This window comes from Streptosporangium sp. NPDC049046 (assembly GCF_040649155.1).
In the GTDB taxonomy this organism is placed as follows: Bacteria; Actinomycetota; Actinomycetes; order Streptosporangiales; family Streptosporangiaceae; genus Streptosporangium.
The window spans coordinates 155,745-173,642 of sequence record NZ_JBEZEZ010000009.1 but is presented as its reverse complement, the minus strand read 5'-3'; the positions used below and the strand labels follow the sequence as shown (position 1 = coordinate 173,642).

General features: G+C 71.6%; 13 protein-coding genes. 1 reads left to right on the top strand and 12 read right to left on the bottom strand.

The genetic code is table 11. From position 1 onward, the window contains the following. Entirely contained in the window at positions 1-762 is a 762-nt protein-coding gene (locus AB0B96_RS15125; protein ID WP_350947944.1) for a succinate dehydrogenase/fumarate reductase iron-sulfur subunit, read from the top strand. Positions 763-933: 171 nt separating this feature from the next. Here the strand turns inward: AB0B96_RS15125 and AB0B96_RS15120 are convergent, their stop codons facing one another. From AB0B96_RS15120 to AB0B96_RS15065, 12 genes are all read right to left on the bottom strand, one after another. Continuing rightward, the gene (locus AB0B96_RS15120; RefSeq protein ID WP_350947945.1) at positions 934-1,374 is read right to left on the bottom strand and encodes a MarR family transcriptional regulator; all 441 of its coding nucleotides are present in this window, start codon (positions 1,372-1,374) and stop codon (positions 934-936) included. 358 nt (positions 1,375-1,732) lie between these two features. Beyond that, on the bottom strand, positions 1,733-3,268 hold the full coding sequence (locus AB0B96_RS15115) for a hypothetical protein (RefSeq protein WP_362898985.1): 1,536 nt from the start codon (positions 3,266-3,268) through the stop codon (positions 1,733-1,735). 75 nt (positions 3,269-3,343) lie between these two features. Beyond that, entirely contained in the window at positions 3,344-5,440 is a 2,097-nt protein-coding gene (locus AB0B96_RS15110) for a hypothetical protein (protein WP_362898983.1), read from the bottom strand. 107 nt (positions 5,441-5,547) lie between these two features. Further along, positions 5,548-5,961, bottom strand: a complete 414-nt coding sequence (locus tag AB0B96_RS15105; protein WP_350947948.1) for a (deoxy)nucleoside triphosphate pyrophosphohydrolase — start codon at positions 5,959-5,961, stop codon at positions 5,548-5,550. A gap of 14 nt (positions 5,962-5,975) precedes the next feature. Beyond that, positions 5,976-7,079, bottom strand: coding sequence for a bifunctional lytic transglycosylase/C40 family peptidase (locus AB0B96_RS15100; protein ID WP_362898980.1), 1,104 nt, complete (start codon positions 7,077-7,079; stop codon positions 5,976-5,978). Positions 7,080-7,218: 139 nt separating this feature from the next. Next, positions 7,219-7,887, bottom strand: a complete 669-nt coding sequence (locus tag AB0B96_RS15095) for a hypothetical protein (protein WP_362898978.1) — start codon at positions 7,885-7,887, stop codon at positions 7,219-7,221. Between the two features lie 2 nt (positions 7,888-7,889). Further along, positions 7,890-10,433 (bottom strand): type IV secretion system protein, encoded by a 2,544-nt coding sequence (locus tag AB0B96_RS15090; protein ID WP_362898976.1) that lies wholly within the window; start codon positions 10,431-10,433, stop codon positions 7,890-7,892. Next, the gene (locus tag AB0B96_RS15085; protein WP_362898974.1) at positions 10,430-12,922 is read right to left on the bottom strand and encodes an ATP-binding protein; all 2,493 of its coding nucleotides are present in this window, start codon (positions 12,920-12,922) and stop codon (positions 10,430-10,432) included. The genes AB0B96_RS15090 and AB0B96_RS15085 overlap by 4 nt, the downstream gene beginning before the upstream one ends. Next, a complete protein-coding gene (locus AB0B96_RS15080) occupies positions 12,919-13,056 on the bottom strand; it encodes a hypothetical protein (protein WP_362898972.1) in 138 nt (45 codons plus the stop codon). Before AB0B96_RS15080 ends, AB0B96_RS15085 begins: the two co-directional genes overlap by 4 nt. 23 nt (positions 13,057-13,079) lie before the next feature. Further along, a complete protein-coding gene (locus AB0B96_RS15075; RefSeq protein WP_362898970.1) occupies positions 13,080-15,878 on the bottom strand; it encodes a TcpE family conjugal transfer membrane protein in 2,799 nt (932 codons plus the stop codon). A gap of 47 nt (positions 15,879-15,925) precedes the next feature. Next, complete coding sequence (locus AB0B96_RS15070; RefSeq protein WP_362510052.1) at positions 15,926-16,201, bottom strand: hypothetical protein; 276 nt, start codon at positions 16,199-16,201, stop codon at positions 15,926-15,928. A 150-nt stretch (positions 16,202-16,351) separates the two neighbouring features. Beyond that, entirely contained in the window at positions 16,352-17,380 is a 1,029-nt protein-coding gene (locus AB0B96_RS15065) for a conjugal transfer protein (protein WP_350947955.1), read from the bottom strand. Between the last annotated feature and the right edge of the window lie 518 nt (positions 17,381-17,898).

Below are 17,898 nucleotides of genomic sequence, written 5' to 3'. Positions count from 1 at the left end.
ATGAGTTACAAGGCGAAGTTCCGCGTGTGGCGGGGCGAGGGCGGCGAGGGCAAGCTTGAGGACTTCACGGTCGAGGTGAACGAGGGCGAGGTCGTCCTCGACATCATCCACAGGCTGCAGGCCACCCAGGCTCCCGACCTCGCCGTCCGCTGGAACTGCAAGGCCGGCAAGTGCGGCTCGTGCTCGATGGAGATCAACGGCAAGCCGAAGCTGGGCTGCATGACCCGGATGTCCACCTTCACCGAGGAGGAGACGATCACCGTGACGCCCATGCGGACGTTCCCGGTGATCAAGGACCTCGTCACGGACGTGTCGTTCAACTACCAGAAGGCCAGGGAGATCCCGTCCTTCACCCCTCCGGCCGACGTGAAGCCGGGCGAGTACCGCATGCAGCAGATCGACGTCGAGCGGTCCCAGGAGTTCCGCAAGTGCATCGAGTGCTTCATGTGCAACAACGTCTGTCACGTCATCCGCGACCACGAGGAGAACAAGACCAACTTCGCCGGTCCGCGCTTCCTGATGCGGATCGCCGAGCTGGACATGCACCCGTACGACGTGGCCGACCGCAAGGACTCCGCCCAGGAGGAGCACGGCCTCGGCTACTGCAACATCACCAAGTGCTGCACCGAGGTCTGCCCCGAGCACATCAAGATCACTGACAACGCGCTGATCCCCATGAAGGAGCGCGTCGTCGACCGGAAGTACGACCCGCTGGTCTGGCTCGGCAACAAGATCTTCAAGCGTTCCAGCTCGAAGACCTGACCTTCCCGCGTCTCACGGCGTCGTCCACGGGCTCTCCCGGGGACGGCGCCGTTCGCGCTTCGTCACGGGCTTCAGGGCCTTCGTACGGGCTCTCCCGGCCTGAGCTTCAGGGCTTCGTACGAGCCCTTTTCGCCGCCGTCTCCGGGAACTTCGTACGGGCTCCCGGAGGCCTCAGTCCCGCCACAGCCGCCGAGTCTGCTTCCGCATGACGTCGTCGGCGCGGACGGCGAAGTCGTGAATGACCGTCAGCTCCGCGTCGCTGTAGTCCGCGGCGAGATCGGCGTAGGCCCGGTTGAGGTCCCCCAGGATCTCCTGCAGCGCACGGTAGGGGCCCTCGCGCACCAGCTCGACGAGCACGCGGCGCCGGTCGGCGGCATCCCGGCCGCGACGCACGTACCCCGCTCTCTGCAGGCGGTCCACCACCGCGGTGATCGCGCCACCGCGTGTCAGCCCCAGCCGTACGGCCAGGTCGTGGGGGGTGAGAGGGCCCTCCTTGTCGAGGAGGGCCAGGCAGTTGAAGTCGGTCACGTTGATTCCGGCCCGGCCTGCCACACCGACGTGGAACAGCACCGAACGCATCGCCGTCAGACGTCCCTGATCGGACACGGCCATGATCATCTCTTTGCGGGCTTCCGGCTCCGTTGACACGGCGCCCCCTCTTTCCGTTCTCTTCAAAACGGAGAGACCCCAAATCAGAGAGTCTCTCTCATGCGACAAAGAGTGGCCGACCCTCCCGCGGGAGGATGCCCGCTCCTCCTGCCCAAACCGGCTCGCCCCTATCACGTCGAAACCGAATCATCTTCGGCATCGCCCCGAGGGTGGCCTTCCCGGACAACGCGCCGCCCTCCGCGCCCCGGCCACGCCGCCCTGCCCACGGCTGCCCACTACTGCCCACGGCTGCCCGCCGCGTCCACGACCGAGCGGCGGACGGCACAGGCCGTCGTCGCCGCGCCCGGAAGGGCGGGGCGGGTCAGGTGGAGCGGCGGAAGAGACCGCGCTTCTTCTTGCCGGAGCCCTTGCCGGAATCCTTGTCCGAGGACTTGCCGGTCTCCCGGCCGGGAATCGGATAGATCGCCGTCGAGCCGGGACCCGCGGAAGGCTGGTCGCCGCCGGGACGTGCCTCACCGGGACCGCCCTCGCCCGGCCCCTGACCGGGACCGTCCTGAGGCTGGGGTCCGAAGGTCATGACCTCGCCCTTCGACCCGCCCAGGTCGCCCTGCGGCTCCCGCCCCGACGGCGGGATGCCGTCCTTGAGGGGCCGGTCCTGCGAGAGAACCTGGCCGGGAGCGTCATCGGTGACGGCCGGCCGCAAGTCGTCCAGCGGGTCGTCGCCCGGCCTGCTCCTGGCGGGCTCCTGCGGGAACGGCGCACCGGGGAACTCCGGCGCCCCCTGCGGGAGGCGTCCCTCACGGGAGTCCTGGCCGGGGTGCGGGGTGCCCTGGAAGGCCGCCGCGCCGCCCTGAGGCGCCGGGCCGTCCTGGAGAGTCGGGCCGTCCTGGAGAGTCGGGCCGTCCTGGAGAGTCGGGCCGTAAGGCGACTGACCGGGGGGCACGGGATACACCTGGCCGGTCCGCGGGTCGTACGGGGCACCGTGGCCGACGGCCGGGGGCTGCTCGTGACCGGGCGCGGGCATGTACGCCGTCGTCTGATCGTACCCGTGGGGATACTGCTCGGGGGTGTAGCCCTCCGGGTAGACCGGGGCGTACATCTGCATGGGCACGAAGCTGATGATCGGCGCGTAGGCCGTACCGCCCTGGTAGGGGCCGGCGGCGGCGTAACCGGGACCGCCGGGGTAGGCCATCGGGTCCATGCCGCGCGGACCGGCCCTGCGGATCGCCGCCGCGTGAGCCATGCGGCGCAGCCTGCCCTCGAAGATCAGCACGGCGAACAGCACCAGCAGCACCAGGATGAGCGCCGGGATGCCGAGCTGACGGCTCAGCGTGGCCCCGTCGAACTCGGAACCCGCGTTGCGGATCTCGTACACGGAGGTGCCCGAGGAACTCTGGTCGAGCGTGGCCGTGTCGGACGGCGTGGGATCGGCGGCGGGAAGCTGCTGGTTGGGATCAGGGGTGGTCTGCGGGAACTGGGGTTCGCTGTTCTCCGTGTTCTCCGGCGTGTTGGCCCCGGCGGTCGGGACCACCGGGGGCGGCTCCTGGACCGGCGGCGGCGCGACCGCCGTCTCCGGCGGAGGCGGAGGGGCTGCCGTGGTCTTCGTGGGCTTGGGCTTCGGCGACGCCGGGACGGTTATCGTGGTCGTCACCGTCTCCTGCGGCACCTCGGGATCCTCGGTGACCGTGACGGTGACGACCGGCGTGGGCTCCTCACAGGGACCCGCGGGATCGACGTCACACCCCTCGACCTGCGAGGGTTCGATGACCATCGTCCTGACGGTCGCGCCGGCCGCGGAGGATCCGGCGAACGGCGCCACGGCGAACAGAACGACGCCGCTGAGTCCGACGGACATCGCGACGGCGGAGAACGCTGCCCTGCGCCGTGCTCGCGTCACCGGTGTCCTCCGTGCAATCAACCATGAACACGCCAAAGAAATACTAGTCGGGCAAAAATAACAGTAATCCGCGTTTTACAAAACGTGTCGCGACCGACGACGCCGCTGGATCCTCCGCTGCAGCCACAGAAGGCCGAGCAACGTCCCCACCCCCGCACCTACCGCCGGGAGACCCGTCGCCCCTGTCAGTACCGGGCTTGACTCGGCGACCGGCTGGACCTGACCGCTCGGACCGTCGAGATCCTGCGGCAGGGGCGCCCCCTGCGGACGCGAATCCTGTGAGACGGGGACCTGCGCGGCGGGGAAGGGACCCGCCTGCGGCAGCTGGAGACCGTTCGCGAGCCCTGGCATCTGGCCCGCTCCCGCCATGCCCATCGAGATCGGCGGCGTCATGGCCCCCGGTACGCCGGGCTGAACGCCCGGCGCCTGCGGCCCGCCAGGCTGCCCCGCTCCCTGCTGGCCGGGAACCATCGGGCCGCCCACCGGCCCACCGGGACCCTGTTGCGGCACGCCGGGCTGTCCCGCCGGCCCCGGTTGCCCGATCCCCGGGTAGCCGGGAGGCATCGGCTGCCCCATGCCCTGTCCGGGCACGGCGGGCTGTCCGATGCCCGGGTAGCCGGGAGGCATCGGCCCGACCATCGGCCGGCCCGCTCCAGGGCCGGCGGCCTTCTTCCCGTTTCCCGGGTAACCGGGATAGAGGGGACCCATCTGCTCCAGGCCCGGTCCCATCTGCGGGAGAACCGGCTGACCGGGTCCCATCTGCGGCACCCCGGGCAGCCCGGCCGTCTGCCCGCCGGGACCCGCCTGCCGCAGGAGAGCCCGCGGGTTCACTCCCTGCTCACGCGCACCGGGCCGACCGGCCGCGTGCCGCTGCCCGCGCGCCTTCCGCCCGGCGGCCTTCCGGCCCGTCTGGACACCCGTGGCCGAGTGGTTCCTGCCGTTCTGCCCTTGGAGGGCGGGGGGCTCGGGCGCTCCCGCCGGCGGTATGGCGATCGCTCCTTGCCCCGGCGCCGCTCCCTGCCCCGGCACCGCCGTACCGGCCTCCGGCGCGGCCCCCTGAGCCGCAGCGCCCGGAACCGCGGCGCCGTCCGGAAGCCGTGTTCCCTCCTGCGGACGACCGGGAGGAAGCGGAGCCGCGTGACGGTCAGGAGGGAGCGGGACTGCGGGGCGCCCGGGAGGGAGCGCGGCGGCCGAGCCACCGGGAGGAAGCGGGGCCACGGGGCGACCGGGAGCCGCCCCGCCGGGGTCCCGGGCGGGGGGCACCGGAGACCCGGCCTCCCCGCGCCCGCCCGGCACCGTGTCCCGCGTCTCGTGGGAGGCCGCCGGACCTCCCGTCGCCCCCGGGGCGCCGGGAAGCGCGCCCGTCCGCGGGTTCACGGGCACCCCGGCTCCCCGCGACGTTCCCTGATCGGCGGGGACCCCGGCGGCGTTCGCCCCCGCGTCAGGACCCGAAGCGGGCGGCGCGACGAACGCCTTCCCGGCGAGATCGAGAAGGAACGCCGACATGCGCTGTTCGGCCCTCTGCGCCTCCGAGACGCCGGGTGCGCCCAATGGTGTCTCCCCCGACTCCTCGGCCGTCTGGGGCACCTTGAGGACCATGCTGGCGGCACCTGGAGCTCCCACGCCACCGCGGGGCTCGGCGGGCCTCGCCTCCCGCGCGACGCGGGCGTGCTCCAGCGTCTCCGGCACCTCGGCGGCACTCTCGCCTCGCCGCATCACCGCGTCCGTGCTCTTGATCGTGTTCTGTGCCCGCTGGCTCACCGTCTTGCCGTCGGGGCCGCTCATCCGGGCCAGGGCGGACACCGTGAGATCACGCGGGCGCTCCGGCAGGGCGAGCAGCACGTCGACGGAACCGCCCTCGGCGGGCAGGGCTCCGACCACGCACACCCCCGCCCCCTTCGGGAGGGGCGCCGACGACCTGGTCTCCTTCGGGCACTCGATGCCCCTGAGCGCCTCGGCGGGGGTCGTCAGGACCGCGAGCCGGGCGTCGGTGCCCGGCCCCCGCAGCCGGATCCGGTAGCGGATCACCCGCTCGGCGCCGCTCCCCCGTGCCCACGCGCCCGAATCGGCCACGGTGGTCAGGTCGAGGGGCGACGGGGCCGACTCGTCCAGCTGAACGGCGTACACCCCCGAGGCTCCGAGGACGAGCACTCCCGCCCCGACCGCTGACACGAACCCAGCACCACGCCACCTTAAGGTCACCGCATATCTCCGTTCCCCGGGTACGGACACGCGACATCGCCACGTCCAGTAGCAGTTATGTCACGCTGCGGAGTTGATCAATCCTTATTGAACCGACCTTGCCCATCGTTGAGGCGACCTTGTACCGCCCGGACGATTGGCAGGTCCGCGGGGAGCCACGCCACGTCGTAGAGCTCGCTCTCGGCCAGCCAGCGCAGGTCCAGATGCTCCTTCGCCTCGGGCCTGCCCTCGGCGACCACCGCGAGCCAGACCCGCAGGACGTAGCCGCCGGCGAGCGCCCAGTCGCCCCCGACGCGCTCGCCCACCTCGATCAGCACGCCGAGCTCCTCCTGGCACTCCCTGACCAGTGCCGTGTGCTCGTCCTCGCCCGGATCGACCTTTCCCCCCGGCAGCTCCCACCCTCCGGCCAACTCCGGCGGATCGGCACGCTGGGCGGCGAGCAGTCTCCCGTCGCCGTCGACGATGGCGGCGCCCACAACGACCTTTTCCATGGTTCTCGATTCTGTCAGCCCTGCTCCCGTGTCTTGAGTTGCGCGAGAACCTGGGGGTGTCGCAGCGGCCGGGTGAACCCCACGATCCCGGTGCGCTCCCGGTATGTGGTGACCTTGATCGGCCCGCACAACCGGCACCTCGCCTCGACCATCTTGCCCGGGGAGACCACCAGCCCCACGTGGCCGGGACGGTCCGGGCCCGTTCCCGGACCGGAGTTGAAGAAGACGAGGTCTCCGGCCTGCTCCTCCCCCGCGGGAACCTCCACCCCGAACGGCCACTGACCGAACGTGGTGCGCGGGATGGTCAGGCCGACGCTCCGGTAGGCCATGTAGATGATTCCCGAGCAGTCGTAGCCCGCGGGCCCCGTACCGCCCCAGATGTAGGGCTTGCCGCGCTGGGCGAGCGCGTACTCCAGGATCGCGGCCACCGTGCTCGTCGGCGCCGCCTCCAGCATGGGCTCGTCACAGTCTTCGTCCGCCTCCGGCGGTACGGTGACCTCTCCGTCCTTGGCGTACTTTTTGGCGATCTCCATCACCTGGTCGACGTACCACCAGGCGCGGTTGTAGACGAACAGCGAACGTCGCACGTCCTCCGGCGCGCCGTTCCGCTTCAGCATCTTCGCCGCGCCTAGGATGGCGTCCGCCGGGTTGTACACGTCGGCCCAGCCGTCTCCGTCGCCGTCGGAGGCGTAGCCGTTGAACGTGGACGGGATCTTGATCTTGGCCTTGCCGCCCCACGTGCTGATGAGAAACTGCATCGGCCCGGCCGCGCCCGCGTAGTTGGTGCCGCTGCGCACCCCGGGGAGCGTGGAGCGTCCGTGGTTGGTCTCGCGCTTGCCGACCCCGGCGAGCACGTTCCACTGCACGCCGACCTTCTTGCCGTGCTCGCGATACAGCTTCAGATACTCCTCGGGGATGTCGGACGTCGCGGTCTCCGACTGGTCCTCCGCCGCCCCGCCGGTGTCTCCGCACTCGGGCTGCTGCGCCGCCCCGCCGGTGATCGACGGGAAGGAGGGGAACCCGCTGATCATCATCATCGGCGCCATGATCAGCGTGATCAGGCAGAGCGCGGCGACTCCGAGGATCAGCGCGAGGCGGACGGGCTTGTTGTTCCTCATGCCACCCTGCCGCCCATCTCATCCCGCCGGTACGCGGCCCCGCCCGCTCGCTCCCGTCCGTACGCGACCCCGCCGCCCATCTCATCCCGCCGGTACACAGCCCCGCCCGCTCGCTCCCGTCCGTACGCGACCCCGCCGCTCATCCGGCCTCGCCGGTGGCGCCGCTCTCGACGGGCTGGTCGTCCCCCTCCTGGCCGGAGTCCGCGGGCTGGAGATCGTGGACCCGCCATTCCGCGCCGGCCTGGATGAGCGTGACGGCGTACTCCGCGGTCCGCTCGTTCGCCCCGCTCCTCGCCGTGACGTTCTGGGTGCCGACGACCACGAAGGTCACCGAGGCGCTGTCGATCTGCCGGATCTCCTTGACCCGCGCCGTACCGATCGACACGATCTCGTCGGCCTTGTTCGCCTCGACGGTGCCCGGTGAGGTGACGGTCCGCAGCAGCGTCCCCGAGAACTCCGCCGTGACGTACCCCTTGAGGCGGTCGCCGTAGACCGCCGGGTCCTCGTCGTAGCTGAACGTGCCGTACTCGGCGGTGAAACGCTGCGCGTAGTCGGCCGCCGCGGCCAGCTCCTGCTTGGTCATCGGCAGGTAGGAGTAGACGTCGAAGGGCGCGTTACTCGCCGTCGCCGCCGGACGGGCCGGCTCCTCCGCCGCCTCCTGCCCAGCCGCCACCGTACGGGTGACACCGGCCGGCTGCCCCGGCCCCTCATTGGTGTCCGGCCACATGGTCAGGTAGACGCCGACAACGGCGAGTATCACGACCAGCACCGCGAAGACGGCTCCCCGCCGACTGCCTCCCTCGACCACGGTCAGTCCTTGTCGCGGTTGGACGAACGCAGCCAGAACGGCGGCGGCTCACCGGCCTCCCCGCCGCGCTCCACCCGCCGGGTGATCCAGAGCGGGGGCGCCTCGGACGACCTGCCTCCGGAGTCGCGATTCCGTGAGCCACCGGAGCCCCGGGAGCCGCCGAAGATGCTCCCGCCCGACCCCGAGCCTCCCGACCCCGAGGAGCCGCGGGAGGAACCTCCGCCGTTACGCGATCCCGAGCCCGAGCCGCCCCGCGAGGAGCCGGATCCCGAGGACCCCCGGGACGAACCGCCGCCGCCGAAGATGCTCCCGCCGGAACGACCGCCGCCGCCCGAGGAGCCCGAGGAACCGGACGACCTGCCGGGCGCGGGCGCCGAGGGCCGCACCGCGGGGGCGGAGGAACCCGACGACCTGCCCGCCGAAGAGGATCGGCCGCCCGAGCCTCCCTGCGGAGCCCAGCCGCCGGAACGGCCGCCGAACCAGCCTCCCGAGGAGCCCGTCCCTCCCGAGCCGCGGCCCGAGGAGCCTCCGGACCTGGTCGGAGGCGCGCTGCCTCCCGTACCGGCTCCGGAGAGGTTGAGCGGCGGCGCCGCACCGGCGCGGGCCGCGGTGACCGGTCTGCCGGTGCCCTTGCGCCTGCCCGCGGCCTGGGCGTCGGTGTCGAGCGGCGCCGGTTGGGCGCCGGTCGGCACCCGGGTGCCCGACGGCGTGTTCGGCGTGGCACCGCCCTCCTCGCCACGGACCCTGCCCTGGGCGACCGCTGCCGCCGCGGCCGCGCCGACCGAGGCTCCGCCGACCATCGCGGCCGCCTGCAGCACCGGCTCGGCCTTGCGCATCCCCCACCGGCCCGCCCTGACCGCCGCGACCGGCGGCAGCGCGGACGCCGCCCGCTGCAGGGTCGGCGCGGACGCCGCGTCGCCGAGCATCCGGGTGGTGAGCGTGTGCCCGTCCATGGACGAGAACAGGTGCTGGAACGGCCTCCGGTAGAAGAACACCGCGATCGTCAGGATCGCCATGAACATGACCTGCATGCCCCACGGCATCGCGGTGGAGATGATCAGGGCGTAGCCGTAGACGAGTATGCCGAGGACGAGGGCGAGCACCGCCTGTCTGAGCAGGGTGCCGATCAGCATCTCCACCCAGCGCATGGCGATGATCCGCCCGGATCCCGGATGGACGCCGATCAGCAGGAAGACCGGAGCGAGGATGAGCAGCAGCAGGAACCCGACCTTGAGCACCAGCAGCGAGACCGCCACCAGGAAGATCAGCAGTCCCGCGACCACCGCGGCCATGAAGGCGCCGATCGCGACCCCCAGGCGGTTCGTCCAGTCCTTGCCCTGGAAGAGGGGGAAGTACGGTGTGTTCTGCAGCTTGTCGGCGATCTCCGTCTCGTATCGCGCCTGGTGGGAGCCCGCTTCAGGCACCTGCTGGGCCTTCAGCTCGGCCGCGTCGATCGTCTGGATCTCCAGCAGCTTGGCGCCGAATATCTTGATGATGGGGGCCTCGGGGTCGGCCGTGCCGAACTGGCCCATCAGCCACGGCTTGCAGACCAGTGTGGACCAGAGCGCGTCGGCGTTCTGCTCGACGCCGGGCACGCCGCTCTGCCCGTATCCGCCGCCCTGAACCTGCGGGTTCGCCTCACCCGGTGCGGGCAGGCAGGAGGTCCCGCCCGCGCCCGGCAGCCCGGCGAAGGCGGAGTTGACCACCTCGCCGGTCTTGTCGGTGACGATCTTGCCCATGCCCGTGAGGTCGCCGGGGCGGCTGAAGAACCAGACGGCCACCGTGACCGCGAGGACCATCCAGATGACGCCCTCGGCGGTGGTGGTGGCGCGTTTGCGGATCAGCCCGTACCAGGCGAGCCAGATGGCGCCGAGGATCACCAGCGGCCGCAGGTACGGCCAGTACATGGCGTCGGCCAGACGGACCACGATGTCGTCGACGACGTTCTTGATCGATTCCAGCGGGCCCTCGGTGGCCGCCGCCTGGTAGGTCGTGATGGTCAACCGGTCCAGCGCCTTCGCCCACAGGAAGACCGTGTTCGCCATCGCGTTGCCCATCACGGCCGCGATGTCGTCGCAGCCGAGCAGGTGGGTGTGCCAGAACTGGCCGCTCATGCCGTACGTCGCGTAGTTGCCCTGGGCCGCCGCCGGGGCCTGTGCCGCGGGGGCGCCCGTCGCGGGCGGGTCGGGAAGCGGCGGCTGGATCAGGCCGTCCACGCCTCCGGCGACGATGTCGGGTGACAGGTCGGGAGACATGTCGCAGGGCGCCGCGGCGACGGCCGTGGACGTGTCGCCGGGGAACGCCAGCGGCAGCGCGAGGAAGGCGGCGAGCACGACCAGCCCGATCGCGATCCGCCTGCCCAGCCGTCCCCTGCGGGAACCCGGGCGAGAGCCCGCTGTGCCTCGGACCTCACGGAGCCCGCGAATCCCGCGGAGCCCACGAAGACCGCGGAAACCACGGACCTCACGGAGCCCGCGGAGACCCTTCGGCCCTCCGAGTGGCCGTCTCCCGCGAAAGCCCTCGAATCCCTTAAGGGAGCCTTTCATGACCGCACCTCCAGCGCCGCAGCCCCCGGCCTACCGACTCTGTCGCCCCCAGGAAGATCATGCACTTTCTCGTCGGGTTTGTCGTGGGTCGGATTCGTGTCGAGCCAACGCAGCAGCTCGTCCGAGATCAGGTCCACCCCGATACGGCCCGCGCGACCGTCCAGATCCCGGAAGACGCATTCGCCGTTACCGAGTGAGCGCAGCACCGCCTTGTGCTCCTCGGAGGGCTCGACCCCGAGCAGCGCCATCACGTGCTCCACCTCGACCCGCTCCGTGGAGCGGAAGGCGAAGACCGACGACAGGCAGTTCGTCACCTGCTCGCTCAGCAGGTCGCCGGCGTTCTGCGAGACCAGGACCAGCGCCGTGTTGCGGGAGCGGCCCATCCGGCTGACCTCGGGCACCAGCTTGGCCCCCTCGGGCGTGGAGGTGATCGCCCACGCCTCGTCCAGGAAGATCGCCTTGGGCGTCCGCCGGTCCAGGCCGTTCATCAGACCCCGCGCGAACTGCGCGACGAGATAGAGCAGCGCCACCGACAGCCTCTGCTCGTAGGAGTAGTCGTCGCGGCCGGTGGAGGCGTCGGGCAGGGTCAGGCCGCCCAGGGTGAAGACCGTGGTCCAGCCCTCGGTGTCGATCTGGTCGCCGCCCGAGGGGTCGAAGCAGAGCCTGGCCAGATGCATGTCCGACATGGAGCGGAGCACCGCGCCCAGGTTCTTGGAGGCGGCGTCCTCGGTCTGCTCAAGGAAGTCGACGACCTTGCCCAGCGACGGGTCCTGGCCGTTGGAGACCGCGGCGACCGCCTGGATCATCGCCGACTCGCGTTCCTCCGACATGCGAGGCAGCAGCAGACGCAGGGTCTCGGTGGCCATCGTCTTCTTGGCCGCCAGGTCGTCGCCGAACGAGAACGGGTCGAGCAGGCCGGGAGCCGCCGAGCCTAGCGGGATGATCCGCGCCTTCCTGCCCCGCTTCTGCAGCAGCTGCACCAGCGACTCGGCGTCGCCCTTGGGGTCGATCACCGCGACCGTCACCCCGCGCAACGCCATCTGGTAGATCATCAGCAGCGCGAGCGTGGTCTTGCCTCCACCGGGCTCGCCGGTGATGGCGATCGCCGTCGGCCGGTTGCGCGTCGCCGCGACCAGCGGGTCGAAGTGCACGATGCTGCGCGCCCTGCCCAGCGTCTCCCCGACGTACGGGCCCATCCAGCCGGAGCCGCCCTCGTCCGTCCGGTCGCCCAGGTCGACGGTGGCGGTGGCCATGCCGCCCGCGATGGTGCGCAGCGGCTGCCGCTGCGCGTAGGCGTTCACCCGGACCCGCTCTCCCGGCAGCGTCTCGCAGAACAGCGAGAACTGGTCGCCGGTGGAGTTGACGATGTCGATGCCCATGTCGCGGTAGTGCTCCACGACCGCCTCGACCCGCTGCACGCAGATCTCCTCGGTCGGGGCCGACACGATGAGGCGGTGCCAGCCGTACACGAACGGCAGACGCTCCTTGGTGATGCCGTGCTCCAGCATCCTGGCCGCGTCGATCTGCTCGGCGAGCGCGAGCGGCGCCTCGGCGCCCGCCTCACGGATGTGGATGTCCATGTCACGGGCATGGGCGAGCTTGCGCGCGACGTCCTTGCTCGCCTTGACCGGCGGGATCAGCCGCATCCTCGAACTGATCTCCACCGGGAAGGGCAGCTGGTCGGCGAAGTGCATCCAGGGCTCGCCGTCGGGGAAGGGCATGAGATCGGGGAAGCGGGCGAAGGACATGTGCGCGACGTAGGAGTCGCCCTGCGGCTGCTCGATCCGCAGCAGCGCCCTGCCGTTGTGGATCTGCCCCTCGACGAGGGACTCGATCTCCCCCTGCCCCCAGCGGCGCTTGGGACTCGCCGAGGCCGGGGGGTCGCCGAGGGAACCGGTCGTGGCGTGCTGGAACAGCCAGGCGAGCTCGACGGAGGTGGCGTGCCTGGCGTACAGCGCGCTCGCGGACAGCGCCCTGCCCAGCCGCTCCGCCTGCTCGGACCACTTGGCGATCTCCGCCTTGGGGACGTGGTCGTCCTCGATGCCCAGGGCCTTCTCACTGCGCTGGTAGAAACCGAAGAGCTGCGCGAGGACCCCGGTGCCCAGCTGCCGCCCGCGCGTGCCGAGCCGCACGCCGAGATAGACCTCCTTGGTCCAGAAGTCCTTGGCCCAGACGTGGCGATACATGTCCTCCAGGTAGTCGCGCCAGCCCGGTCCCTCGTCGGAGGTGGCGTTCAGCGCCATCGCCCACTCGGCGGCGGGGTAGGTGCGGTGCGCCACCCGCAGGTGGACCTCGGCGTCGGGCATGCGGATGGCGGCGAGCGCGATCGTGATGTTGGTGGCGAGCGCCTCCCGCTCCTCGGGGGTGATGAACTCGTAGCTCACGGTGGGAAGCCTGAAATAGGCCCAGACCGACGAGTCGGTCAGCAAAATCCGATCGTCGAAGTATCGGACGGCGAGGCGGCTGCGCGCCTGGGAGGCGCGGCTCACGGCCCCTCCTCCGTCGCGCGCGCGGCCCTGGCTCCGCGGCCTCCGGACCCCTCGCCGATCCGGATTCCACGGCGTCCGCTCATCCGGACCCCGGCCTGCCCGCTCACCACCCGCACCTCGTCTCGCCCGCTCACCGCATCTCCTCGCGCCCGGGGGATCACTGGGCTAGTTCCTCCTCGCTGGGTCGACCCGCCTGAACCGTTCCGAAGCCCGCCACGACGACACCGGCCAGGGCGAGATACGCCCGGCGGCCCGGCGCCCGCAGGTGGGACGGTTCCACCCGATCGGCCCTGCCGGGGGCCAGGGCGTCCTCCCAGGGCACCCGGACGATCGCCCGGCACCTGCCCCGCGCGACCGCCTCCGCCTGCTCCACGTCGGCCATGCTGCGGCGGCTCACCCCGTTGACCACCATGACCGCCCGATGGCGAAGGTCGGAGCAACCGTGCCCGTCGAGCCACTCGTAGGTCATCGCCACCGCGTCCGGCCCGTCCTCGCTCGCCGGGACGACGAGGACGAGTTGGTCGGCGTAGGGGAGGACCCGCGCGGCCAGAGCCGCGGCCGGGTCCATCACGACGACCTTGTAGTGCCGGTCGAGCATGTCCATCGTCTGGCCGAGCCGCCGGTCGGAGAAGAGCGTCCGGTCGGACAGGCGTTGCTCGGCACCGGCGTCGCTGTCTCCGGCGAGGACCTCCAGCCCCGAGGCGCAGCGGCTGGTGTAGGCGCGCATGCCGAGATATCCCTGGACGCTGTCGAGCCCGGAGAGCAGGGAGGTCAGGGTCTCCGGCGACTCGCCCTGGATCCGGCTGGACAGGGCGTGGGAGCCGGTGCTGGCGTCGACCGCGAGAATCCGGTCCTCGCGGTAGCGGGCGAGGGTGTGGCCGAGCATGAGCGCGGTCGTGGTCTGCCCGGCGCCGCCGGTGCATCCCAGGACCACCACCCGGCGACTGCCGCTGAACACCGCCCTGGCCCGCGCCTCGTCGATCTCCGAGCCGTCCGTACGGCCACCGCCGGGTCCGATCACCACCTGGGCCAGCCGCCGCCAGCCGCCGGAGGAGTCACGGCCGACCACCGACTCGACCCGGCGGACCCTGGTCTCGGCCTCGCCACGTGCGGGACCGGTCACCGGCACCGCGGGGGTGACCGGATCCGCCGTGGCGGGCCCCGAGGGAACCGCGCGGATCGACATGCCGCCACCCTGGACGCCGGTGCCCGCCGGGGCGCCGGGACCCGCCTGCGCACTCGCGGGCCGCTCCGGCGGCCATGCCTTCGACGCCTTCGACGCCCTCAGTGCCTCCGCCGTCTCCGCCGTCTCCGGAGTTTCCGCCGCGCGCCCGATCGGCGTGGGCTGCCCCTTGCGGTGTTGACGCCGTGCGCTCTCCTCGTCCGATCCGTCCCGCTTGTCCTGCCTGCTCTGTCCGGTCTGCGGGAGTTCGGCCGCCTCGGCGCGACGCCCGACCGGCGCCGGTCCGACGAACCTCGGTACGAAGGAGGGGGCGGCGGGCTCCGAGGGCCTCCTGACGGGGTCGGGCACGACGGCCAGCCTCTCGGCGGACACCGCACGGGCCGGGGCGGAGGTCTCCTCCCGTGTCGTCCTGGGTGCCGAGGGCTCCGGCACGGCCGGCGCCTCGGGCCGTTCCTCGGATGGTTTCGAGGCGGGAGCGTCGGTCTCGGAGGACGCCGCGGGCGCGATCACCTCCGGGGGCGAGGGCGGCCCGGCGGGCGCGATCACCTCGGGGCGCTCGATCGGCGTGTTCGGTCGCTCGACCGGCGTGAAAGGCACGATCACCTCGGAGGGCGGCGTGACCGCCGCGGGAGGCGCGACCGGTATGGCCGGGGTGGAAGGTACGACCGGCGGTGGGGGCACGACGGGCGAGGCGGGGGCCGCGGCGGCGCGCTCGGCCTCCGCGGAGGCCGCGAGCCTGCGCAGCCGCCGCAGCGCCTCGGTGCCGATCGGAGCGGGCGGAGCCGCGGACGCGCCGGACGCCGCCGGGGTCTCGTCCCTCGAATCGTCCGCGTTCCCCTCGGCCGCGGATCCGGCCGGCGGAGTGCGGTCGGCCCGCTCCTCGGAAGGTCCCTGGGAATGGTCCGCGGGCGGCCGCGAGGCGGGGCCGAGGATCGGCGTGCCCGGCGCGGACTCGACGGCCTCGGCCGCCTCGGCGAACGCGACGGGCTCGGGCACCGGAGTCACGACGGGCAGGGACGGCACCGACGACGCAGCGGACCCGGACGGCGCTGCGGGCCCGGGAAGAACGGCGGGGATCGCGGGGACGGCGACCGGGGGTGCCTCGACGGCCCAGGAGGTCTCGACGCCCCGGGAGGTCTCGGCGGCCGGGCCCTGACCGAGGGCCGAGGTCTGACCGACGCCCGCAGCCTGACCAAGGGCCGAGGTCTGGCCGAGGGCCGGGGCGACACCTTGGCGAAGCGCGTGAACCTCGGTCCTGGCGACGGGCGCGGTGGCGACGGGCGCGGTGGCGGCGGCCGCCGCGGCCGCGGCCACGGCGGGACGCACCTCGCGGCGGGCGGCGGCGCGCTTGGCCTGGGCGTGCCGGGCCTTGCGCGACGCCTTGACCCTGACGGCCGTGTACTGCGGCGCGGCCCGCCAGATCCGGCCGGTCAGCGTGACCTCGGCGGGTTCGGAGAGGGGGGCCATCCTGCACCAGGTGCGCGGCTCTCCCACGTAGCGCACCTGCGACTGGAGCAGCTCGGTGAGCCTCTTGCTCTCGATCACCGGCCGGGTGGAGAGCCAGGTGACGACACCGGGGGGCACCAGATAGAGCACGTGCCAGGGAGCGGCGAAGGGCAGACCGAGAAGGTAGAGCAGCAGCGACCACGGGGCCAGCACTCCCACGAACCCACCGATCCAGACGATCGGGAGCGGCATCGGCAGCCGTAGGTCGTACAGCTTGTAGAGCCGCTTCTCGATCCTCCAGATATTGGTGTACGTGGGCAGATCCACGTGATCCTCCTCTCCGCCTCTCCTTGTTTGACCGTTCGAACCCGGTCTCAACCCCCCGAGATGCCCAGCGCGCCCGCGATCGCCTTGGCAGTCACCTCGATGATGTTCGGAACGTAGAAGATCACTCCGATCGCGATCGCCAGAATGATGAACTGGACGAATCTGGTGATCTCACGGGTGAAGAGGAAGAAGAGGGCCACCACCGAGACGATGACCAGGAAGAGCGGCGCGAAGAAGCTGCGGAGGAAGTCGGCGAGGCCCTCGGTGTTGACGCCCGCCGGAGGTGCTGTGGGCTGAGCGAGCTCCATGGCGCTCAGCAGCATGGTCTTGAGAATCACTTCTTGTCCTCCGTACTCACGATCGTGCCCGCCAAGCGGCTAAGAGTCCTCGGCGCGTGTGCGCCGGGACCCGGACCGACGGCTCATCGATCAGGGGGGGTCTGCTCACCGTGGATCGGCACCATTCGATCATGCTTACCCCGCCACAGATCGGTATGCGCCGCGGATGTCCTTGACGAACCACTTGTCGCCCTGCTCGACCATGGTGAGCAAGTAGGACTGCTCCAGCTTGCCTCCCATTTGGCCGGGATCGGCGGGCTCGGGGTCGGTGGACGGGGCCGCCTTCGACGGCACGCCCCACGTGACCGTCGCGGTCACCTCGCGGGTCGCCCCCCCGCCGACGGGCACGGAGAGGTCCTTGAGCTGCAGGAAGGTGAACGCCCCCCCGAACCCCTGCAGGGTGACCCCGGCGTCGGCGTACTGCTGCAGCGAGGTGGTGTCACCGGCGTAGGCCTTGAAGAAGTCTTCCAGCGTGGTGCGCAGCTCCTGCTCCACGGCGCGGTCGCGCTCGGGTGCGGCCTTGGGCGGCAGGGCGGCGGCCCTCGGCGCGGGCAGGATGGCCGGACGGCCGGCGACGACGAACCTCTCCGCGGCCCGGTCGCGGTAGACGGGCACGGACAGGAGCTGGCGGCGGTCCTCCGACTGGTAGGCGACGGTGACGACGGCGTTGTCGGCGTCGACGACCTCGATCCCGTACGGTTGCACCGCTCCAGCGACCATCCTGCCGAAACCGTCCCAGCCGAACTGTCCTTCGACGCCCTCCGGCAGGTAGGGGGCGAGCCTCGACTCCCTCTCCGCGAGGCGGGCCCCGTCGAAGTTCAGATAGACCCCGGCGAACTGGGCCGCGAAGGCGGAGGCCTGGACCGTGGGGAACCCGTTTCCCTCGACGGGCGCCGCGCCCACGGGTGCGTTCTGCTGGGTGAAGCGCTCGAAGGGCGCGCGGACCCCGTTCACGACGATGACGACGATCAGCGCCCAGAGCACGGCGCGGCCGGTCCACACCAGCCAGCGGCCGCCTCCACCGGACCAGCGTCCGCGCGGCACACCCCGCCCGCGCGCCGGAGCGCGGTCGAGATCGGGATCGTCGGGGAAGTCCGGATATGACGACAGCTCAGGGTCGCCAGCGATCCGGGGATCACGCTGGACTGTCGACCTTCGAGCCATCACGCCTCCGCTCGCGTCAATCCTCGGCCGGTGCGGTGTCGTATTGTTGACGATCCCGTTGGCCATGGTGACGCACTTACTCTAGCCGCCCCGCCGATTCTTCCAGGAAAGCCACGCCTATGCTGCAGGCATCATGATGACTGAGCAAACCGGGTCTGGAACCTCGACGAGGGCGCCGATGCGGCCTATGGTCGGGGAAAAGCGCATTCCCCCTGGCCAGCGCGTGGGGTGATTACTCAAACGCCACCCATTGCTAACCAGACAGCCCCCTGACTGTCGCGACCTGCGCATTTAACACGAAATACGTCACCTGGGGTCACAACCCCTGGAAATACGCCTCCTCGCCACCGACCGCCATCGCGAGGAGGTTCCGTCCCCCCGAGAGGGGCGGCGAGGCGCGACAGCGGCCGATCTCCACGGTCGGCCGGTCCACCGGCCCCGGAAGCCCGGCGAGACGTCCGGACCGCCCGCTCGTATACCGGGTCGGCGCACCGACCGTCACGGAGACGGGATGCGCC